Source organism: Sphingomonas antarctica, assembly GCF_965137005.1.
Taxonomy (GTDB): domain Bacteria; phylum Pseudomonadota; class Alphaproteobacteria; order Sphingomonadales; family Sphingomonadaceae; genus Sphingomonas_O; species Sphingomonas_O antarctica.
Genome location: NZ_CBCRXM010000006.1, coordinates 76,992 through 98,761 on the forward strand (window position 1 = coordinate 76,992; position 21,770 = coordinate 98,761).

The 21,770-nt window shown below is 64.1% G+C and carries 18 protein-coding genes and 1 tRNA gene; 3 read left to right on the forward strand and 16 right to left on the reverse strand.

Annotated features, from left to right (window positions below; all coding sequences use genetic code 11):
• Window positions 1-43: 43 nt before the first annotated feature.
• Entirely contained in the window at window positions 44-790 is a 747-nt protein-coding gene (locus ACM9ME_RS08415; protein WP_415643013.1) for a TonB family protein, read from the reverse strand.
• 120 nt (window positions 791-910) lie between these two features.
• On the opposite strand from ACM9ME_RS08415, the gene ACM9ME_RS08420 reads away from it, so the two are divergent.
• Window positions 911-2,569, forward strand: a complete 1,659-nt coding sequence (locus ACM9ME_RS08420; protein ID WP_415643014.1) for a M28 family metallopeptidase — start codon at window positions 911-913, stop codon at window positions 2,567-2,569.
• Window positions 2,570-2,670: 101 nt separating this feature from the next.
• Here ACM9ME_RS08420 and ACM9ME_RS08425 read toward each other — a convergent pair.
• The 4 genes from ACM9ME_RS08425 to ACM9ME_RS08440 form a co-directional block, all read right to left on the reverse strand.
• Window positions 2,671-2,747: transfer RNA gene (locus ACM9ME_RS08425), tRNA-Pro, on the reverse strand.
• A gap of 64 nt (window positions 2,748-2,811) precedes the next feature.
• Window positions 2,812-4,359 carry a DHA2 family efflux MFS transporter permease subunit gene (locus tag ACM9ME_RS08430; RefSeq protein ID WP_415643015.1) on the reverse strand — a complete coding sequence of 516 codons (1,548 nt, stop codon included), beginning with the start codon at window positions 4,357-4,359 and terminating at the stop codon, window positions 2,812-2,814.
• 1 nt (window position 4,360) lies between these two features.
• Window positions 4,361-5,521 (reverse strand): HlyD family efflux transporter periplasmic adaptor subunit, encoded by a 1,161-nt coding sequence (locus tag ACM9ME_RS08435; RefSeq protein ID WP_415643016.1) that lies wholly within the window; start codon window positions 5,519-5,521, stop codon window positions 4,361-4,363.
• A complete protein-coding gene (locus tag ACM9ME_RS08440; protein ID WP_415643017.1) occupies window positions 5,521-6,933 on the reverse strand; it encodes an efflux transporter outer membrane subunit in 1,413 nt (470 codons plus the stop codon). The genes ACM9ME_RS08435 and ACM9ME_RS08440 overlap by 1 nt, the downstream gene beginning before the upstream one ends.
• A 94-nt stretch (window positions 6,934-7,027) precedes the next feature.
• Between ACM9ME_RS08440 and ACM9ME_RS08445 the strand changes: the two genes are divergently transcribed.
• Both ACM9ME_RS08445 and ACM9ME_RS08450 read left to right on the forward strand, forming a co-directional pair.
• Window positions 7,028-7,639 carry a TetR/AcrR family transcriptional regulator gene (locus tag ACM9ME_RS08445; RefSeq protein WP_415643018.1) on the forward strand — a complete coding sequence of 204 codons (612 nt, stop codon included), beginning with the start codon at window positions 7,028-7,030 and terminating at the stop codon, window positions 7,637-7,639.
• Between the two features lie 10 nt (window positions 7,640-7,649).
• A complete protein-coding gene (locus ACM9ME_RS08450; protein WP_415643019.1) occupies window positions 7,650-8,594 on the forward strand; it encodes an aspartyl protease family protein in 945 nt (314 codons plus the stop codon).
• A 3-nt stretch (window positions 8,595-8,597) separates the two neighbouring features.
• On the opposite strand, the gene ACM9ME_RS08455 is transcribed toward ACM9ME_RS08450, so the two are convergent.
• The 11 genes from ACM9ME_RS08455 to ACM9ME_RS08505 all read right to left on the reverse strand — a co-directional run bounded on the left by ACM9ME_RS08455 (window position 8,598) and on the right by ACM9ME_RS08505 (window position 21,679).
• Complete coding sequence (locus tag ACM9ME_RS08455; RefSeq protein ID WP_415643020.1) at window positions 8,598-11,717, reverse strand: efflux RND transporter permease subunit; 3,120 nt, start codon at window positions 11,715-11,717, stop codon at window positions 8,598-8,600.
• A gap of 50 nt (window positions 11,718-11,767) precedes the next feature.
• A complete protein-coding gene (bfr, locus tag ACM9ME_RS08460) occupies window positions 11,768-12,256 on the reverse strand; it encodes a bacterioferritin (protein ID WP_415643021.1) in 489 nt (162 codons plus the stop codon).
• A gap of 263 nt (window positions 12,257-12,519) precedes the next feature.
• The gene (locus ACM9ME_RS08465; RefSeq protein WP_415643022.1) at window positions 12,520-14,613 is read right to left on the reverse strand and encodes an ATP-binding protein; all 2,094 of its coding nucleotides are present in this window, start codon (window positions 14,611-14,613) and stop codon (window positions 12,520-12,522) included.
• A 2-nt stretch (window positions 14,614-14,615) separates the two neighbouring features.
• Window positions 14,616-14,855 (reverse strand): hypothetical protein, encoded by a 240-nt coding sequence (locus ACM9ME_RS08470; RefSeq protein WP_415643023.1) that lies wholly within the window; start codon window positions 14,853-14,855, stop codon window positions 14,616-14,618.
• On the reverse strand, window positions 14,852-15,841 hold the full coding sequence (gene bioB, locus ACM9ME_RS08475) for a biotin synthase BioB (protein ID WP_415643024.1): 990 nt from the start codon (window positions 15,839-15,841) through the stop codon (window positions 14,852-14,854). Before bioB ends, ACM9ME_RS08470 begins: the two co-directional genes overlap by 4 nt.
• Window positions 15,838-17,967, reverse strand: coding sequence for a methylmalonyl-CoA mutase (gene scpA, locus ACM9ME_RS08480; protein WP_415643100.1), 2,130 nt, complete (start codon window positions 17,965-17,967; stop codon window positions 15,838-15,840). The genes bioB and scpA overlap by 4 nt, the downstream gene beginning before the upstream one ends.
• 97 nt (window positions 17,968-18,064) lie before the next feature.
• The gene (locus tag ACM9ME_RS08485; RefSeq protein ID WP_415643025.1) at window positions 18,065-18,847 is read right to left on the reverse strand and encodes an enoyl-CoA hydratase-related protein; all 783 of its coding nucleotides are present in this window, start codon (window positions 18,845-18,847) and stop codon (window positions 18,065-18,067) included.
• A gap of 155 nt (window positions 18,848-19,002) precedes the next feature.
• Window positions 19,003-19,437 (reverse strand): methylmalonyl-CoA epimerase, encoded by a 435-nt coding sequence (gene mce, locus ACM9ME_RS08490; RefSeq protein ID WP_415643026.1) that lies wholly within the window; start codon window positions 19,435-19,437, stop codon window positions 19,003-19,005.
• The gene (locus ACM9ME_RS08495) at window positions 19,434-19,679 is read right to left on the reverse strand and encodes a hypothetical protein (RefSeq protein ID WP_415643027.1); all 246 of its coding nucleotides are present in this window, start codon (window positions 19,677-19,679) and stop codon (window positions 19,434-19,436) included. Before ACM9ME_RS08495 ends, mce begins: the two co-directional genes overlap by 4 nt.
• Window positions 19,660-21,186: an acyl-CoA carboxylase subunit beta gene (locus tag ACM9ME_RS08500; protein WP_415643028.1), complete on the reverse strand. Its 1,527-nt coding sequence runs from the start codon at window positions 21,184-21,186 to the stop codon at window positions 19,660-19,662. The genes ACM9ME_RS08495 and ACM9ME_RS08500 overlap by 20 nt, the downstream gene beginning before the upstream one ends.
• 70 nt (window positions 21,187-21,256) lie before the next feature.
• Window positions 21,257-21,679 carry a hypothetical protein gene (locus ACM9ME_RS08505; RefSeq protein ID WP_415643029.1) on the reverse strand — a complete coding sequence of 141 codons (423 nt, stop codon included), beginning with the start codon at window positions 21,677-21,679 and terminating at the stop codon, window positions 21,257-21,259.
• Window positions 21,680-21,770: the final 91 nt, after the last annotated feature.

The following is a 21,770-nucleotide window of genomic DNA, read 5'->3' on the forward strand; positions in this document are numbered from 1 at the left end:
CCTCGCCAAAGCCGAGGTTCGACGACGCGGCTTTGCCGCGGCGCTACCTCCTCACTGGTTCAACGATGGCCTCGAGGAACATGTGCTTACTCATCAACGATGTCACAGGCTGCCCGTTGCGTAATGCAGGGCGATAGCGAAATCGCTGCTCGACCACTCGGCATGTATTATCATCGGCGCCTAGGTAGCCACTCGACTTGGTCACTTCACACTCACGGACACGACCGTCGGTCCCGATCTCGAATTCAATCTCCATATCAAGTCCGTCGCCAGGATCCTCGATCCCCTTGCCGACATCGTTATATGAAATGTCGCCGCCGGTCTGGCACGGCGCTGCGCTACGCCAATTCCCGCCGCACTCGCGGCCGCCACCACCATCGCCAAACCCCCGCCCGCCGCTGCCAAAGCCGTCGCCGACCCCACCCGCGCCGGTGCCGCCCCCGTCCACATCGCTGGCCCCCTGGCGTGACTGCGTGCCTACCCCTGCGACCGGGGCGGCGACGATCGGCGGCGGTGGCAACGGGATCGGCGGCGGTGGCGCGACGATCGCGCTCGCCTTTGCGCGTAGTCCCGCAGGCGCAGCGGCCCCTTCGGTGCGACCCGACTTCTGCTGCGGAGGCGGCGGCAGCGGCGGCGTGGGCGGCGGCGTCATGTCGAACGTCTTGAGCGTCTCGCCGATCGTTTGCGCCCCCGGCACCGAAAAGCCCAACCCGGCGATCAGCGCGTACAGCAGCGCGGCTTCGAGCACACCGGCGATGAGTGCGGGCTTCGGGGCAATGTGCGTGTCCATGGTTCGCCAAGTGAAACGATCTCAAGCACTCACAGTTTCGTCGAACGTGGATCACGCTGAATTCATTGACAATCACGCCGCCATCGCGCGGAGGTGATGCGGCAACCGATGGAGCCGGCCATGTCCCGCCAAAACGTCACGATCCTGTCCGCCCTCCTACTGACGGCGATGCCTGTCGCCGCCCAGAATAGCGCCCCGATCGATCCGGCGCGCATGTCGGATGTCGTCCGCACCCTCGCCGCCGACGATTTTCAGGGTCGCGCACCCGGCACGCCGGGCGAAGACAAGACCGTCGCTTATTTGTCCGACCAGTTCGCCAAGGCCGGCTTGGCACCCGCGGGCGAGAACGGCACGTTCGTCCAGACCGTGCCGCTGATCCGCACGCGCATCGGTTCGCCCGCGACGATATCGATTGCGACGCCGGGCGGCACCATCGCGCTCAACCAGTCCCAACAGGCGTATTTCAGCACGGTGCGCGACGTCTCGCGGCTGACCATCGCCAAGGCGCCGTTGGTATTCGTCGGCTATGGCGTCCACGCCCCGGAACGCCAGTGGGACGATTTCAAGGGCGTCGACCTGAAGGGCAAGGTCGCGATATTCCTGGTCAACGATCCCGATTTCGAGGCGGTGGCGGGCGAACCCGTCGCCAACACATTCGGCGGCAAGCGGATGACCTATTACGGCCGCTGGACGTACAAATATGAAGAAGCGGCCCGCCGTGGCGCCATTGCCGCGCTGATCGTCGACGACACTGCCGGCGCTGGCTATGGCTGGTCGACGGTCATCGCGCCGCAGGGCGAAAATTACGACATCGTCCGCGCGCCCGGCGATTATCGCGTCCTGCTGCAAGGCTGGCTCGAAGGCGAAGCCGCGCGCACTCTTTTCACGAAATCGGGACTCGATCTCGACAAGCTCCGCATCGCCGCGCGTCGCGCCGATTTCCGCCCCGTCCCGCTCTCCGGCGCGGCCTTGTCGGTCGATGCGCCGGTTGCGGCCGACCATGTGCAAAGCCGCAACCTGATCGGCAAGATCGCTGGGACGGCTCACGCGGACGAGACGATTATGTTCGGCGCGCATTGGGATGCCTATGGCGTCGGCAGCCCCGACGCGACGGGGCGAACGGTGCGCGCGGGTGCCGCCGATGATGCGATCGGCGTCGCGGGCGTGCTCGAACTCGCGCGGGCCTTCGCCAAGGGGCCAAAAACCCAGCGGACCTTGCTGTTCTCCGCCTGGACGGGTGAGGAACGCGGGCTGCTCGGTTCGGAACACTATGCCGCACACCCGCTCTACCCGCTCGACAAGACCGTCGCGAACCTGACCATGGATGTGCTCCAGACGGCCGGACCGGCGCGCGATGTCGTCCTTGTCGGCAACGGCCAGAGCGATCTCGAGGATCGCGTCGCCGCTGCCGCGACGAAACAGGGCCGGACGATCACGCCCGAAGCGCTCCCCGAACGCGGGCTGTTCTTCCGCGCCGACCATTTTTCCTTCGCGCGGCGCGGCGTCCCATCATTGTTGCTAATGGGGATGAGCGGCGGACACGACCTCGTCACCGGCGGCCGCGCGGCGGGCGATGCGTGGCTGACCGACTATATGAAATGCTATCACCAGGCGTGTGACGTGTGGAAACAAAGCTGGGATTTGCGCGGCGCGGCGCAGGATGTGGCGTTGCTCTACGGTATCGGCAGCAGCCTCGCGAACAGCCGCGACTGGCCGGACTGGCGCCCGGGCACCGAGTTCAAGGCGATGCGGGAGAAGAGCGTGGCGGCGCGGCAATAACGGCGCCGCGGCAAAGCCACGTCGTCAGTCGCCGCGAACCGCGCTGGCCGCGCGCGTTTCGACTTGCTCGCTGCTACGCTGCTCGCATGCGAAACGCGCGTTGGTCGGGGAAAGAGGATTCGAACCTCCGGCCCCTGCCTCCCGAAGACAGTGCTCTACCAGGCTGAGCTATTCCCCGACCGATCGCACGAGTGCGCGAGGCAGGCGGCGCCACTAGCGAAGCGCTTCGCGAACGGCAACCCTCAATGCCCGCCGCCCATGTCGACATTGGCGCGCGGCTTCGGCGCTATCCAGACCAACGTTGCCGCGATCAGGAACACCAACGCTGATAACCAATAGACGTGAATCGCGCCAAGTGTTGCCGCCTGCCCTTCAACCAGCCGGTCGAGGCTGCCTCGGGCCTGCTCGTATGTCCCACCGGCGGCTTGTAGGGTTGCGATCGCTCCCGCTGGATCGTTGAGCTTCCCGACCAATTCGCTTCTCGACACACGCCCCGCGTCGTCCCACGCCGTGGTCGCCAGGGCTGTCCCGACCGCCCCCGACAATGTCCGGCAAAAGCTCATCAGGCCGGCTGCAGACACCGTCTCATTTGGCTTGACGCTACCCAGCGCCAGGGCCGTCAGACCGATGAAGAAGAACGGCATGCCGATGCCCTGAAGCAAATGTGGCATCGCCAGCGTCCAGTAATCGGCGCCGATCGTCCAGTGAGTCCGCAGCACGGCCGTCGAACCCATCCACAACAGCCCGGCGCTGATCATGACGCGGGCATCGCTCTTGCCCATCAGCCGCGCCGCGACCGGCGATCCCAACACCGCGAACACCCCGACCCACGCGACAACATAACCGGCATTGGTGGCGGTATAACCGACCACTTGCTGGAGCCACAAAGGCGTCAGCACGACCGATGAGAAGAACGCCGCATAGCCCAGGCTCATGGCCATCGTTGCCATGCTGAAACCGCGATAGCGGAATACGCGGATATCGACGATCGGATGCTCGGCGGTGAATTCCCAGATCAAAAACGCGCCAAAGCCAATGGCCGCAATGACTGCCAAGCCGACGATCCAGCTCGAGCTGAACCAATCGTTCTCACGACCGGTGTCTAACATGATCTGAAACGCGCCGACGAACACCACCAGTAGGATCAGGCCGATAATGTCGATCCCGACCTTCGCCACCGGTGTTTCGTAACGACTGATCATCGACCGGACGAGGACGATGCAGATCACGACGACCGGCAGGTTGATGAAAAATATCCAGGGCCAGGTCCAGTTGTCGCTGATCAGCCCGCCCAGGATCGGGCCGACGATCGGTGCGCTGGTCGTCGTCATCGCCCAGATCGCCAGGCCGATGCCCGCACGTTCCTTGGGAAAGATCCGCAACAGCAACGTTTGGCTGAGCGGCATCAGCGGTCCGCCGGACAAACCTTGCAGCACCCGGAATGCGACTAGCATGCCGAGCGAGGTCGATACACCGCATAGGAACGAAAAAATGGCGAACCCGGTGAGCGAGACGATGAACCAGCGCACGCTGCCGAATCGCGACGAAAGCCATCCCGTCAACGGAACGCTGATCGCATCCGCCACCGCATAGCTGGTGATGGCCCAGGTGCCTTGCGTCGGCGATACAGCCAGCCCGCCGGCGATGTGCGGCACGCTGACATTGGCGATGGTGGTGTCGAGCACCACCACGAAATTGGCCAGCGCCAGCGCGAACGCGCCGAGGATCAGCCGCCCGCCGGCCAGCGGTTCGACAATCGCCTTTTTCTCGGCGGGTGCCGCGCGCGCCATGTCAGTTGCCGCGCGTATCGATCACGGCATCCATCGACAGCCCGACGCGCAGGGGATGGTCGCGGACTTCCTTGGCATTCAGCGCAACCCGCACCGGCAGGCGCTGAACCACCTTGATCCAGTTGCCCGTGGCGTTCTGCGCCGGAATCAGCGCGAATGCCGCCCCCGTCCCGCCAGCCAGCCCGACCACCTTGCCGTGATAGACCACGTCGCTGCCGTAAAAATCGCTGGTCACCTCGACCGGCTGGCCGATGCGGATGCGCGTGAACTGGCTCTCCTTGAAATTCGCGTCGACATAGACCGCGCTGGTCGGAACGATCGTCATGATCGGCGCGCCGGCCGCCAGCCGCTGACCGACCTGAACCATCTTGTTGGTCACCACACCGCCGATCGGCGCGCGGATCACCGTCCGCGCAAGATTGAGTTTGGCCGCGTCCAGCCGCGCGCGGGCCGCCGCCACATCGGGCGCGGTGGCGATGGTTGTCCCGCGCACCAACGCGGTCTGTGCCTCAAGATCACCCGCCGCCGAGGCGCGATTGGCCTGCGCGGTTTTGACGCCGGCAGCTGCCGTCGCCTGCATCGCCTGTGACGCGTCATAGGCCGCGCGCGCCGACGCAACTTCCTCGCCCGACACTGCACCCGTGCCCTGCAAGGCCCGGCGCCGCTGAAAATCGCCGCGCGCCTTGGCCGCTTCGGTCACCGCTTCGGCATACCGCGCGCGTGCCTGCATGATGTCGGCATCGCGCGCTTCGAGCTTGCCGCCCGCCGACGTTACCGTCGCGCTGGCCTGACCGAATTTCTGACGCGCCTGTGCCAGTGCGGCTTCCGCCGTAGCGACATCAACCTTGGCGTCGCTGTCGTCGAGCACGACGAGGATATCGCCTGCCTTGACCGTCTGAGTGTTGCTGACGCGAACCTGCGCTACCGGCCCTGGGACCAACGGCGTGATCTGCGCGCTGTCCGCCCCGACATAGGCGTTGTCGGTGTGCACCCGCCCGCGTTGGGTCAGGAGATACCACGCACCGTAAACCAACGCCGCAACCAGCACGACAATGCCGAAAATCACGAACAGGCGCCTGCGCTTGCTGGTCCGCGCCGCATTGTCGGCGGCGGTATCGTCCTCGGCCGCGGCGGGAATTTCCTGGGGGTTGGCGTCAGCCATTATCGAGCTCCATTCGAAACATATCCGCCGCCAAGGGCACGGATCAGCGCGACCTGCGCCAGCAGGCGGCGACCTTCGAGGTCGGCCACCGCGCGGCGGCTGACGACCAGTGAGTCTTCGGCGGTCAGCGCGACCAATTGGTTGCTCAGCCCGCCGGTGTAACGCAGCCGGGCGATACGCGCCGCTTCGCCATTGCTGGCGGCGCTGCGGCGTTGTTCGGTGAGCTGCGCCTCGACGCTGTCGAGCGTCGCGACGGCGTCCGCCGCTTGACCCAATGCCGTCAGCAGCGTCCGGTCGTAATTTGCCACCGACAGATCGAAATCGGCACGGCTGCCGCGATACCGCCCGGCAATTCGCCCGCCGTCGAAGATCGGCAGGCTGAACGCGGGACCGCCGTTGCCATAGGCCGATCCGCTGTCGAACAGCTTCGACAGGCCCAGCGATTGCAGCCCGACGACTGCGCCCAGATTGATGTTGGGATAAAAGTCCGCCTTCGCGACCTTGATCCGTTCTCCCGCGGCTTCGGTCCGGACCCGCGCCGCGACCACATCGGGACGCCGCCCGACCAGATCGATGCCCGCATTGACCGGAATGCCGATCGCATAGGGCTTCATCGCGGGCGCCACGATCGTCTCGCCGCGATCAGGTCCGCGCCCGACCAGAACGGCAAGACGGTGCCGCGTCAGCACGATCGCGGCCTCGGCAGCCTGCAGATCGGCCTCCGCCGCCGGGGCGCGCGCCTCGGCCTGGGCACCACTACCACGATTGTCCAACCCGCCCGACACGCGCAATCCGGCCAGCCGCGAACTCTCCTGCCGCAGCGCCAGCGCCTCGCGCGCAGTCGCCGCCAGCGCGAAATCACGCTGCAATTCGGCATAGGCATTGGCGACTTCGGTCGACAACATCAGCCGCGCCTGATCGGCATCGAGCCGCGCCGCCGCCGCGTCGCCGCGCGCCGCGCGAACCGCCGCGCGCTGCTTGCCCCACAGATCGAGGTTGAAGCCGAACGTCGCGGTCAGGCGACCGGTGGAGATGATGCCGCGCGGGACGAACTGCTGCGGAATACCCAGATTATAGCTCTGCTTGTTGCCGCCGACGACGCCATCGACGCTCAGCGAAGGCGCTTGTGCCGCGCCAGCCTGCTGTACCAACGCCTCGGCCTGCGACACCCGCGCCGCGGCGGAAGCGACATCCGGCGAACCGGCGAGCGCCTCGGCGATCAAGCCATCGAGCTGAGGGTCGGCGAAATTGGTCCACCAGGCAGCGTCGACGGCAATACCAGGCCGGGTCGCCAGGGTTGCCGCGGTTTCGCCAGGCGCAACGGCGTTGATCGCCGGCGCAGGACCGAGACGCGGCACGCACCCGCCCAGCAATACGCTCGCTGTCGCAAATAATGTGAGTGAGATACGCAATCCGACCTCGCCGTACTATCCAGTACACTTTCGCTATCAATGACGCGTGGCAGATAAGTTGTCAATTGCAATGATACTTGATAGTATCACCTATATGGCTTCCAGTGATCAGCCTTCAGCCAAACGTGCCGCCATCGTTGGAGCCGCACGCACCGAATTTTTTCTGCACGGCTATGGCGCGACGACAATGTCGGCGGTTGCCGCGCGTGTCGGCGGATCGAAGACGACATTGTGGGCCTATTTCCCATCCAAGCAGGAACTGTTCGCGGCCGTGGTCGACGATCTGGTCGAACGATTCGGCGAGGCGTTGGACGTCCCGCTCGATGCGACACTGCCGGTGTCCGCGGCCCTTCGCCAGTTTGCCGAATCCATCATGGCGATCGTCGGCACCCCCGAAATCATCGACCTGCACCGTATCGTCGCGGGGGAGGCCGGACGCTTTCCCGAACTCGGCACGCTGTTTTTCGAACGCGGCCCAAAACGCGGCAAAGCCAAGCTGGCGGCCTATCTGACGACGGCCATGGCCGATGGCCGGGTGCGCCCGGGCGATCCGATGATCGCCGCGCGCCAGTTTGCTGCCTTGTGCCAGGCTGGGCTGCATCAGGATCGCTTGTGGGGCTTGGTCATCGGTAACGATCACGCGCGGTTGACGGCGGATATCGAAGCGGCAATCGCCTGCTGGACCAGGGCGTGGGCTGCATCCTAACATTGAGGCCATGCCGACTCGCCGCACATTGCTCGCCGCCGCTCCGCTCCTTGCCACACCGCAACTGCTCCGCGCCGCCGGCGTTCCGCGTCCGCCGCTGGTCGGGCGCATCGCGCTTGATGGGCAACGCCTGTTCACCTCGGCGCAAATCAACGGCGAAAAGCTGTTGTTCGTCATCGACACCGGCACGACGCAGAACAAGATTCGCCCCGAAATCGCCGCTCGATTGAAACTCGCCGCCTTCGGCAACACTCAAGGCGGTGGCTTGGGCGCCAAATCCACATTCATGAGCATGCATATCGCGCGCGACGTCATCGTCGGCGGGATCGTTCGCCAGCCATTGATGACCTTTGAAAGCTATGATTTCGGCCGCGGTATGCGCGCGGACGTTGCCGGGCTGCTCGCGGCGGGCGTGTTGACCGGCTATCCGACGACGCTCGATTTCGTGAAGGGCGAATGGTCGCTCTATCTCGACGGATTGCCCGAACTTGCGGGTTACAAGCCCTTGCCCACGCGCCTTCAGCGGCTGCCGGGCGATCAGTCCGATCGCATTTTCGTCGATGCCACCTTCGAAGGCACACCGCTACGCCTCATGCTCGACACCGGCGCGCCGCGCAATTTACTCCTATTCCCGCAGACGGTTGCCAAATTCAAACTGTTCGAAGGCAACCGGCCTTTCACCGAAGTGCTGACCGCCGGCTTTGGCGGTCGCTCCCGCTATCCCAGCCGCGTGATGCGCGCCAACGCGTTGCAAATTGGCCCGTACCGGTTCGAGGAACTTGCCTACACCGCGATGGACCCGCGTGAACCGCGCAAGGATTTCGGCGGAGACGGGCTCATCGGCATCGACCTGATCGGCCTGTTCGACCTCGCTATCGATCCGCGCAAGAACCGCATGCTCGTCCGACGCAATGCGCTGGCATATGTCGAGCGCGAGGCACCGCCCAAGCGCTGAATGTCACTCCGCCGGCAGCGCCACCGGCCGTGGCGCGCTTTCGCCGCCCGTCGTCAACCGCCGCTTGAGCTTCGGCCCGATCCGCGCCTCGATGCCCACCGCCAGGCTGAACAGTGCCGGGACGATAAGCAACGTCAGGATGGTCGAAACGATCAGCCCGCCGATCACCGTAATCGCCATCGGCTGACGGAAACTGCCGCCTTCGCTCAACGCCAGCGCGGTCGGGATCATGCCCGCGACCATCGCCACCGTCGTCATGACGATCGGCTGCGCGCGCTTGTGGCCGGCGTCGATGATCGCGGTATCGCGGTCGATTCCCTTGTCCATTTCCTCCAGCGCGAAATCGACCAGCAGGATCGAGTTTTTGGCGACGATACCGAACAGCATCAGCACCCCGATCATCACCGGCATCGACGCGGAGAAGCCGAACAGATGCAAGGCCAATGCGCCGCCCAACGGTGCGAGCAGCAACGACCCCATGTTGACGAATGGCGGCAGGACACGGCGATACAGCAGCACCAGCACCGCAAACACCAATGCTACGCCCGACAGCACGGCGGTGATGAAGTTGGTTGCCAGCTCGGCCTGGATCTTGTCGTCGCCGAAACTGACGCGCTCGACCCCTTCCGGCAAATGTTTCATCGTCGGCAGATTATCGACGATCTTGCCGCTGCCAACCACGCCCGGCGCCAGGTCAGCGCCAATCGCCACGCGCCGGTTCTGGTTGTAACGCCGCAAAACCGAAGGCCCGGCGCCAAAACTGACATCGGCGACGACCTTTAACGGCACGCTGCCGCCGCTGAGCGTCGGCACCGGCAGGTTCTCGATCGTCGACAAATTGGCACGCGCGCGTTCGTCGATCATCACGCGGATCGGAATCTGGCGGTCGCTCAACGAGAATTTGGCGGCATTCTGGTCGATCTCGCCCTGCGTCGCGATGCGGATCGTCTGGCTTAGTGCAGAGGTCGATACGCCCATGTCAGCCGCCAGATCGAGGTGCGGCTTGATCACCAGTTCGGGGCGCGGCAGGTCGCCGTCGATGCGCGGCGCGCGTAATTGTGGTGTGGCGCGCATTTCCTCGACAATCTGACGCGCGGTCTTTTCGACGAGCACCGGGTTGTTACCCGCCAGCATCAACGTCACATCGCGGCCCAGGCCACCGGACTGGCTCTGGAATGTCACGCGCGCATCGGCAATTGCCGCCAGCCTAGGACCCGTCTCGCGCTCAAACTCGACGCTGCTGCGTTTGCGATCTGGCTTGAGCGTCACGAATATATTGCCATCACCGACATTCACGTCTTCGAACACGTCGCGCACTTCGGGCTCGCGGTGGAGGATCACCGCGGCCTGATCGGCCACCGACATCGTCTGTTTCAACGTCGTGCCCGGCGGCATCGCGATCTGGACTTGGCTGAACGAATTATTCTGCGGCGGGAAGATCTCGAAATCGAGCGTCATGAAACTGATCACCGTCGCGACCAGCGTCAGGGCCGCCAAGCCCATGACCCACAAGCGATGATCATAAAATCGCGCCCGCCAGCGACGTCCCGCCGCCTTGACCGCCACAACCTTCGACGTGTCGATGGTCCAGCGTAGCAGGCGCAGATAAGCATCGACGGCGCGCCCGCCATGATCGGACTCGCCATGTGACTTGAGGAAATAGGCCGCGAGCATCGGCGTGATCAGCCGCGCAACCGCCAGGCTGACCAACACCGCCACGACGACCGTCAGCCCGAACTGGCGAAAATACTGGCCGCTGATGCCCGGCATCAAGCCTACCGGCAGGAATACCGCAACAATCGCCATCGTCGTCGCCAGCACCGCGAGGCCGATTTCGTCCGCCGCGTCGATCGACGCCTGGTAAGCGGTCTTGCCCATGCGCATGTGCCGGACGATGTTCTCGATCTCGACGATCGCATCGTCGACCAGCACGCCCGCAACCAGGCTCAACGCCAACAGGCTGATCCCATTCAGCGTGAACCCCATCAGCGACATGAACCAGAACGCCGGGATCGTCGACAGCGGGATGGCCAGCGCGGAAATGATCGTCGCACGCCAGTCACGCAGGAACAGGAACACCACCAACACCGCAAGCAACGCGCCTTCCCACAGGGCTTCCATCGCCGACTTATAGGTCTGCCGCGTGTCATCGACGGTGGTGAACAACTGGGTGAAATGGACCTTGGGATTGTCGGCCTCGATTTTCTTCAGCTCGACCATCGCCGCGTCGTAAACCGTCACGTCGGACGATCCCTTGGCCTTGGCGATCGAAAAACTCGTCACCTGACGGCCATTCATTTTCGCCAGATTGCGCTGCTCGGCATAAAGGTCGCGGACGATCGCGATGTCGCCCAACCGGACCGAACGGCCATTGGCATTGATCCGGGCATTTTCCAGCTCGGGGGCGCCCGCCGCGTTGCCGATAACGCGCACCGATTGTTCGGACCCCGCCACTTCGGTACGGCCGCCCGCACCGTTCATGTTGATCGCGCGCAGCTGCGCATTGACCTGGCTCGCCGTCAGGCCGGACGCCTGCAACTTTGCCGGATCGAGGATCACGCGCATTTCGCGCGTCACCCCGCCCGAACGGCTGACCTGGCTCATGCCGGGGACCGACAGCAAACGCTTGGAGATATTATTGTCCACGAACCAGCTGAGCTGTTCGAGAGTCATGTCGGTGGCGCTGACCGAAATGAAGGCGAGCGGGCCGCCATCGGTATCCTGCCGCTGGACCTGCGGCTCGAGGATGCCGTCGGGCAAATCGCCGCGGATTTTGGCGACGGCGTCGCGCACGTCGTTGACCGCACGATCGACCGGCGTGCCGAGCGTGAATTCAACGAATGTGAAGGATGTGCCTTCGGAAATGCGACTGGAGATGCTGTCGACGCCGTTGACCGAGCGCAGCGACGCTTCCAGCTTCTGCGTCACTTGCGATTCCATTTCGGGCGGGGCCGCGCCGGGCTGGCTGACCGTCACCTGGACGAGCGGAAAGCTGATGTCCGGATTGTTGTTCACCTGCATTCGCTGGAAGGCGACCAGGCCCGCCAGCGTCAGCGCGATGAACAGCACGATCGGCGCAACCGGATTGCGGATCGCCCAGGATGATATGTTCCGAAAGCTCACCAACGTCTCTCCACTGACGAAGGTGTGTTACCGCACTATAACAGCGCTCGTCAACTCACCATCGTGTCGGCGGGTTTCGACTGCAGCTGAATGTAGTTTTCGATGCCCATGCCGCGGATCATGTCGAACTGGCGCTCCAGCGTATCGACATGTTCTTCCTCGTTATCGAGAATTTCGGTCAGCAGATCGCGCGTCACGAAATCGCGCACCGTCTCGCAATAGGCGATGCCCTCGCGCAACGGCGGCAGCGCTTCTTCCTCCAGCGCGAGGTCGGCCTTGAGGACTTCCTCCACCGACTCGCCGATGCGCAGGCGGCCGAGCAGCTGGAAATTGGGCAAGCCGTCGAGGAACAGGATGCGCTCCGACAGACGGTCGGCGTGCTTCATCTCGTCGATCGATTCTTGGCGTTCGAATTCGGCGAGCCGCTCGACACCCCAATGATCGAGCAAGCGATAATGCAGCCAATATTGGTTCACCGCGGTCAGCTCGTTCTTGAGCGCCACGTTGAGATATTCGATGACCTTGAGATCGCCCTTCATGCCCGCAGCTCCCCGTAATAAGCTCCGGCCTAAGCAGCCGCGCCTTCCGCAGCAATAATCTCGCGCGCGAACGGCAGGCACTGGCCACAGCGGACCTGGCACCCCAGCTTCTTGTAGGCGCACTGGGGACGGGTCGATCCGTCACGCGCCGCCGCGCGGACCTGTGTTTCGCGAATGCGTTGCAGACGCAGACAACCATCGCGGGATTGTCTGGCACAACTGCTAATCGCTCGCAATAGCGTTTGTTACATTGATTTTGGTTCTCATTCGAGCTCGAGAATGACCTGATCGACCGCGAGGCTGTCACCGACCGCGGCATCGACCGTCGCGACAATCCCCGATTTGCCCGCGCGCAAAATGTTTTCCATCTTCATCGCCTCGATCACCGCGAGCGGCTGACCTGCCTCGACCTTGTCACCCTTGGCGACATGCAGCGTGGTCAGCAGCCCCGGCATCGGCGAGATCAGGAATTTGGAAAGGTCGGGCGGCACCTTCTCGATCATGTGCGTCGCCAACGGCGCGACATGCGCGGGTAGCACGCGCGCGACATGCGACGCGCCGCGCGCACCCAGCTTGAAGCCGGTGCGCGTGCGGGTCAGCCGAACGGTCAGCATTTCCTCGTCCAGTTCGGCAGTCACCGTCCGGTCGCCCGGCGTATATTCGAGGTCGAGGTCCAGTTCTTTGCCGTCGACGACAATGCCATCGGTCGACACGCCGACATCATGGTCCGTCCCGCCGATCCGCACCTGCCAGTCAGCCGGCGGGTGCAGCCGGTCGCCCAATTGCCCATCGACCCGCCGCGCGCGATCCGCCTCGGCCGTCGCCGCAAACGCGGCTATCGCGGCCAATTGCGCGAGCAGTTCGGGCGACGCCGGCGCGCCTGCAAATCCGTCGGGATATTCCTCCGCGATGAACCCCGTCGTGATCTCACCCGAACGGAAGCGCGGATGCTGCATCAGCGCGGACAGGAAATCGAGATTATGCCCGACGCCTTCGATCTCGAAATCGTCGATCGCCGCGATCTGCGCATCGATCGCGCCCTCGCGCGTCGGTGCCCAGGTGATCAGCTTGGCGATCATCGGGTCGTAGAAACGCGACACTTCGCCACCTTCGCGCACGCCGTCATCGACGCGGACGCGAATGGTTCGAGACGGGTCTTCGACTACGCTCAGCCCCTCCTCACCATGAACGGATGGATTGAAGTTCCGTTCGTCCTGAGGAGCCGCTGAGCCTGTCGAAGCGGCGTCTCGAAGGACTTGCTCCGGTGGCGCGTATCGTACCAACCGCCCCGTGCTCGGCAGGAACCCGCGATACGGATCCTCGGCATAAACCCGGTTCTCGATCGCCCAGCCATGGATCTTCACATCGGCCTGGGTGAAGGCGAGCTCCTCCCCCGCCGCCACGCGGATCATCTGTTCGACCAGATCGAGACCGGTTATTTCCTCGGTGACCGGATGCTCGACCTGCAGCCTCGTGTTCATTTCGAGGAAGTAGAAACTGTCGCCGGTCGTGTCGGCGCCCGACACGATCAGTTCGACCGTCCCTGCCGAATAATAGCCGACCGCCTTGGCCAGCGCGACCGCCTGCTCGCCCATCTTGCGGCGCATCTCGGGCGAGACGAACGGCGAAGGCGCTTCCTCGACGACCTTCTGGTGGCGCCGCTGGATCGAGCATTCGCGCTCGTTGAGGTAAATCACATTGCCGTGCTGATCGCCGATCAACTGGATCTCGATGTGGCGCGGGCTTTCGATGAATTTCTCGATGAACACGCGGTCGTCGCCGAAACTCGCCAGGCCTTCGCGTTTGGTCGCTTCAAAGCCTTCGCGGACATCGGCCTCACTCCAAGCCAGCCGCATGCCCTTGCCGCCGCCGCCCGCGCTGGCCTTCATCATTACCGGATAGCCGATTTCGCCCGCGATCCGCACGGCATGGTCGGTGCCGTCAATCTCGCCGAGGAAACCGGGAACGACATTGACCCCCGCCGCCTTGGCCAGTTTCTTGCTCTCGATCTTGTCGCCCATCGCCGCGATGGCATTCGGGGGAGGCCCGACAAACGCGATCCCCGCATCGGCACACGCCCGGGCGAAACTCTCGCGCTCCGACAGGAAGCCGTAACCCGGATGGATGCAGTCCGCCCCCGTCTCGCGCGCGGCGAGCAGGATCAGTTCGGGATTGAGATAGCTCTCCGCCGCCGGCGCAGGCCCCAGCCGCACGCTCTCGTCCGCCATCAGCACGTGCGGCGCGCGCGCATCCGCGTCGGAATAAACCGCAACGGTCTTCAGCCCCATGCGCTTCGCCGTGCGGAACACCCGGCACGCAATCTCGCCCCGATTGGCGACCAGGATTTTTTTGAGCACGCTTATGTCCTTTTGAGAACGACGAGCACGAGCCAAGCAAAGGCGGCCACGCCGATCAGAAACGAGCCGAGTTGAACCGCCCACTGCAATTGTTCGACGTGCGCCAGTTCGGCTCCGCTTACAGCTGGCTTGTCGCCCACCAGTTCCATTCGAAGAATGAACGAGAGGAACAGCAAGCCCGGAACAACCGCGCTAATGGCGGCCGTAAGACCCAACCACTGAAATACGGACCTTCGCTTCACTCAGCCGCCTCCAACTGCCGCTGCTCCGCCGCCATCGTCCGCAGCCCGAGTTTCGCGAACAGCGCCGCATCGCTGTCGTCGCCCGCATTCGCCGCCGTAAGCAATTTATCCCCCGTAAAAATCGAATTTGCACCCGCGAGGAAGCACAGCGCTTGCGTCGCCTCGCTCATGCTTTCGCGGCCCGCCGACAGCCGCACCATGCTCAGCGGCATGGTGATCCGCGCGACAGCCACCGTCCGCACGAACTCCAGATCATCGATCTTGGCCAGCGGCGTGTCGGCGAGCATGTCGCCGAGCACCGTGCCCTTGACCGGCACCAGCGCATTCACGGGCACGCTCTCGGGATGTTCGGGCAAGGTCGCCAGCGCATGGACGAACCCGACGCGGTCGCTGCGCGTCTCGCCCATCCCGACAATCCCGCCACAGCACACATTGATCCCCGCCGCGCGCACCGTTTCCAGCGTGTCGATCCGGTCGGCAAACGTCCGGGTCGTAATCACCGCGTCATACCGCTCGGGCGAGGTGTCGATATTGTGGTTGTAATAATCAAGCCCCGCATCGGCGAGGGCGCGCGCCTGATGCGGCTCGAGCATGCCCAGCGTCATGCACGTCTCCAGCCCCATATTGCGCACGCCGCGCACCATTTTGACGAGCGCGGGCAGGTCGCGATCCTTGGGGTTGCGCCACGCCGCGCCCATGCAGAACCGCGTCGAGCCATGATCCTTGGCCTGCGCCGCGGCCTGCAGCACTGCCTGCACATCCATCAGCTTGGTCGCCTTGAGGCCGCTGTCGGCGAATTTGGATTGCGAGCAATAGCCGCAATCCTCCGGACACCCGCCGGTCTTGATGCTGAGGAGCGTGGACCGCTGCACCGCCCCCGCATCGTGATGCGCGCGGTGCGTTTCGGCGGCGCGGAACACCAGTTCGGTGAACGGCAGGTCGAAGAGGGCGGCGATTTCTTCGCGGGTCCAGTCTGTTCGCATCATTCCACCGCCTCCAGCCGTTCGCCCTCGGGCGGCATGTTGTGGCCGAGGAGGCGCAGCACGTCCTCCGCCGCCTTGATCAAATTGGTGCCGGGGCCGAAGATCGCCTGCACGCCGGCTTCGCGCAAGAAATCGTAATCCTGCGCGGGGATGACGCCGCCGGCGATGACCTTGATGTCCGCGCGGCCCGCATCGCGCAGGTGGCCGATCAGTTCGGGGATCAGCGTCTTGTGGCCGGCCGCCAGGCTCGACGCGCCGACGACGTCGACATCGCTGTCGAGCGCGAGCGCGGCGACTTCGCCGGGGGTCTGAAACAACGGCCCGGGGACGACCTCGAACCCCAGATCGCCGAACATCGAACTGACCAGATTAGCGCCGCGATCATGCCCGTCCTGCCCCATCTTGGCGACCAGCATGCGCGGTTTGCGGCCCAGCCGCCGCTCGGTCGCGGCGACACCCGCGATCAGATTGTCCCACGCGCGATCGTCGGCATAGGCACCGCCGTAAACCCCCTTCACCGGCGTCGGCACGGTGTCATAGCGCCCGAACACATCCTCCATCGCCGAGGAAATCTCGCCCAACGTCGCCCGCGCCCGCGCGCATTCGACGGCAAGTTCGAGGACATTGGCCGTGCCGCGCGCGCCTTCGCGCAGTGCATCGAGCGCCGCCTGACATTTCGCCGCGTCGCGGCCGGCCTTGACCCGTTCGATCCGCGCAATCTGCGCCTCACGCACCGCGACGTTGTCGACGTCGAGAATGTCGATCGGATCCTCATCGGCCTTGCGGTATTTATTGACACCGACGATCACATCCTCGCCGCGATCGACCCGCGCCGCGCGCGCCGCCGAAGCTTCCTCGATCATCGCCTTGGGCCAGCCGGCCGCAACCGCCTTGGCCATGCCGCCTTCGCGCTCGACGCGCTCGATGATGTCCCACGCGCCGTCGACAAGCTGCTGGGTCAGGCTCTCGACATAGTAACTGCCGCCCAGCGGATCGACGACCTTGGTCATCCCCGTTTCTTCCTGGATCACGATTTGCGTGTTGCGGGCGATGCGCGCGGAGAAATCGGTCGGCAGCGCGATCGCTTCGTCGAGGGCGTTGGTATGCAGTGACTGCGTCCCGCCCAACATCGCCGCCATCGCCTCGATCGTCGTGCGCATGACGTTGTTATACGGGTCCTGCTCGGTCAGCGACACACCGGACGTCTGGCAATGCGTGCGCAGCATCTTGCTGCGCTCGTCCTGCGCGCCGAGACCGGTCATCACGCGGTGCCACAGCACCCTTGCGGCGCGGAGCTTCGCAATCTCCATGAAGAAATTCATGCCGATCGCGAAAAAGAAGCTCAGCCGCCCGGCGAACTTGTCGATATCGAGGCCCGAAGCGACGCCGTATTTCACATATTCGCGCCCGTCGGCGATGGTGAAAGCGAGTTCGTGGAGCTGCGTCGCCCCCGCTTCCTGCATATGATAGCCGCTGATCGAGATGCTGTTGAACTTCGGCATCTCGCGCGACGTGTAACCGAAGATGTCCGAGATGATCCGCATGCTCGGTTCGGGTGGGTAGATGTAGGTGTTGCGGACCATGAACTCCTTCAGAATGTCGTTCTGAATCGTCCCGTCGAGCTGGGCGCGGGGGACACCCTGTTCCTCGCCCGCGACGATGAAGAACGCCAGGATCGGGATCACCGCGCCGTTCATCGTCATGCTGACTGACATCTGATCGAGCGGGATGCCGTCGAACAGAATTTTCATGTCGTCGATCGTGTCGATCGCCACGCCCGCTTTGCCGACATCGCCGGTGACGCGCGGATGGTCGCTGTCATACCCGCGGTGCGTGGCGAGATCGAAGGCGACCGACAGCCCTTTCTGCCCCGCCGCCAGGTTGCGTTTGTAGAATGCGTTCGATGCCTCTGCGGTGGAGAAACCTGCATATTGCCGGATCGTCCACGGCCGCCCGGCATACATCGATGCCCGCACGCCGCGCGTGAACGGCGCAAAGCCGGGCAGCCCCGGATCGACCGTCGCATCCTCGGCGGTGTAGAGCGGCTTGACCGCAATGCCCTCGGGCGTGTGCCAGGTCAGGTCCTTGCCCTTGACCTCTTTGGCGGCGAGCTTTTCCCACGCGGCGATGGTCGGCGCACCAGCCGGCGGAGCGGCGTCACGCGGCGTTACGGTGGTTCCCGCATCCTCACCCAGGTTGCGCTCGATAGGGGGCTCTGTGCTCACCCTATTTCCCTTGGAACGCAGCCTTCCGCTTGGCAAGAAAAGCCATGCCGCCTTCCATCGCATCGGTGCTCGATCCAGCGATGCGCTGGCCCTCCGCTTCGCGCTGCAAGGCGCTCGCGAAATCGCCGTCCAGCGCCATGGCGATGTTTCGCCGCATCACGCCCAGCGCCACCGTCGGCCCCTGCGCCAGCCGCAGCGCCAGCGTTCGCGCTTCTTCCATCAATGCCGCGTCATCGACCGTCTTGTAGATCAGTCCCCACTCCGCCGCCTTCGCTGCCGGAATCTTTTCGCCGAGCAACATCATCTCGGTCGCGCGCGCCTTGCCGACCAGGCGCGGCAGCACCCACGATGCGCCGCCATCGGGCACCAAGCCGATATTGACGAACGCCTGCAGGAAATACGCGCTTGTCCCCGCAATCACGAAATCGCCCGCCAGCGCGATCGAACAGCCGACCCCCGCCGCCGGCCCGTTGACGGCGCAGACGATCGGCACGTTCAGCCGCGCCAGCTTCATCATCAGCGGGTTATAGTGCTGCGTCAGCGCGGCAAAACTGCCCTCGCCGCCATTGACCGGGCGGTCGCCGCGCGCCTGCAAATCCGCTCCCGAACAAAACGCCCGCCCTGCGCCGGTAATCACCACCGCCCGCGCATCGCGCGCCTCATCCAGCGCGTTCGAAATCTCGTCGGCCATGTCGAGGCCGCAGGCATTGAGGCGTTCGGGGCGGTTAAGCGTGATCGTCGCAACGGCGTCGGCGATGTCGAGGGTGATCGAGGTATAGGTCATACGGTCCCCTGAAATCCTCGCCTTGAGGCGAGGTGGCCCGTAGGGCCGGAGTGGTGCAACAATGTCGGCGGCAGCCGACGCGCGCTTTCGCGCGCATTTCCGGCACCACTCCGTCAGGCGCTAGCGCGCCTGCGATCTCGCCTCAAGGCGAGGATTTAATGGCCTTTCGGCGTTTCCATGAATTCGGTCAAAATCCCCTGCATGTCGCGCGGATGGACGAAGAAGATCAGCGTCCCATGCGCGCCCATGCGCGGCTCACCGAGGACGCGTTTGCCCATCGCCTCCAGCTCGGCCTTGGCGGCGTGGATGTCGGGCACTTCGAAGCACAGATGATGCTGCCCGCCGCCCGGATTTTTCTCCAGCCACGCGGCGATGGCCCCGCCCGGCAACGGCTCGATCAACTCCATCTGCGTGCCGCTGTTGCCGCCATCTGCATCGGGCGTATCGACGAACGCGATCCGCACACCCTGTTCGGACATGTCGAACGGCGCGTGGATCACTTCGGCGCCCATCGTATCGCGCCAGAAGGCGATGCAATCGTCCATCGACGCGGTGACAACGCCGACATGGTTGAGACGTCCGAGTTTCACAACCACACCCTCGATTGAATGCCCGCGACAAGCTCTAGAGCGATCATCACGACAAGCATGAGCATCGCGACAAGCCACCCGACCATCAGCCAGTAAATTGATGGATGATCGTTTCGGTAGATCAGATAAGATCCAAGGCGAACATGTCGGAGACGTAAAGATCGGCGAAGCTCGTAGGCAATATAAGCCAGCAGCGCGATGCTCAACGCCCCAAGAAATGCGCTAGAGCGGAATGTTGTCATGCTTCTTCCACGGGTTCTCCAACTGCTTGTTCCGCAGCTTCCGTAACCCCAACGCCACCCGCCGCCGCGTCGAGTGCGGCATGATGACCTCGTCGATGAAGCCCTTGCTCGCCGCGACGAAGGGGTTGGCGAAGCGCGCTTCGTATTCGGCGGTGCGTTCGGCGATTTCTTCGGGCGTCTTGCCGCGGAAGATGATCTCGACCGCGCCCTTTGCGCCCATTACCGCGATTTCGGCTGTCGGCCAGGCATAGTTCAGATCGCCGCGCAGATGCTTCGACGCCATGACGTCGTAGGCGCCGCCATAGGCCTTGCGCGTGATCACGGTGATCTTCGGCACCGTCGCTTCGGCATAAGCGAACAACAGTTTTGCGCCGTGCTTGATGATCCCCGAATGCTCCTGCGCCACGCCGGGCAGAAAACCCGGCACATCGACGAACGTCACGATCGGAATGTCGAACGCGTCGCAAAAGCGCACGAACCGCGCGCCCTTTTTCGCCGAGTTGATGTCGAGGACGCCCGCGAGCGCCATCGGCTGATTGGCGACGACGCCGACGGTGCGCCCCTCGATCCGCCCGAAACCGATGATGATGTTCGTCGCGTGGGTCGGCTGAACCTCGAAGAAATCGCCCTCATCCACCGTTTTGCGGATGACTTCGTGCATGTCGTACGGCTGGTTCGCCGAATCCGGGATGATCGTGTCGAGGCTGGGCTCGAGGCGGTCCCACGCATCGGCGGTGGGCCGCTCGGGCGCTGCGGCACGGTTCGATTCGGGCAGGAAGTCGAAGAAATCGCGCGCCGCCAGCAGCGCCTCGATGTCGTTGTCGAAGGCATTGTCGGCCACGCCCGATTTGGTGGTGTGCGTCACCGCGCCGCCCAGCGCCTCCTGCGTGACAACCTCGTTGGTCACCGTTTTCACCACATCGGGGCCGGTGACGAACATGTAGCTCGAATCCTTCACCATGAAGATGAAGTCGGTCATCGCCGGCGAATACACCGCGCCGCCCGCGCAGGGCCCCATGATCAGCGACAGTTGCGGCACTACGCCCGAGGCGAGCACATTGCGCTGGAACACTTCGGCATAGCCACCGAGGCTCGCCACGCCCTCCTGAATGCGCGCGCCGCCCGAATCGTTGAGGCCGATCACGGGCGCGCCGACTTTCATCGCCATGTCCATGATCTTGCAGATTTTCTGCGCATGGCGTTCCGACAGCGAGCCGCCGAACACGGTGAAATCCTGCGAAAATACGAACACCAGTCGCCCGTTGATAGTCCCCGAGCCAGTGACGACGCCATCGCCCGAGATCTTCTGCGTCTCCATGCCGAAATCGACGCAATTATGTTCGACATACATGTCGAGTTCTTCGAACGAACCCTGATCGAGCAGCACGTCGAGCCGCTCCCGCGCCGTCAGCCGCCCCTTGGCATGCTGCGCATCGATGCGCTTTTGCCCGCCGCCGATGCGCGCGGCCTCACGCCGGTCTTCGAGTTCTTTCAGCCTGTCGAGCAAAGTAAAACCCCTGTGGTTGGGACGGAAATCCCAACCACAGGGGCGTTGGCTTGTCTACTTATGTGCGAATTCAGACGGCGCCGGACGAATTCTGGTCCTGCAAATTGTCGCTGTCCTCGTCGTCCATGTCGCTGCCCGAGGCCGCGCCTTGTGCGTCTTGCTGCATGCCGCCCTGCCCCGAACGCGCACCCTGGTCGCTGGTCAGCCCGCCGGTGTCGTTCGACGATCCGCCGAAATTGCCGCCGTCATCCACCTGTTCGCCGGTGGGCGGACCGCCGCGCGATTCATCGTCATTGGGCATGCCGTTATTGCCCTGGTTTTGCTGGCCGGAGCTGCCGGTCCCCGACTGGCCCGTCGCGCCATGATTGCCATAGCCCGAACCCGATTGGTCCGTGGAACCCTGATTCTGCTGGCTGGTCGTGTTGCCGGCGTTCTGCGCCGAATTGCTGTCGCCGGTCCGCGGGTCGTTGCCCTGATTGTTCTGGTCACCCATTGCATCTCTCCATCGGCTTTATGCCTGGTGAGATAACGACAGGGTCGGCCCCGCGTTCCAAGTTCTGGGGGTGAAACGACCGGAATTGCAG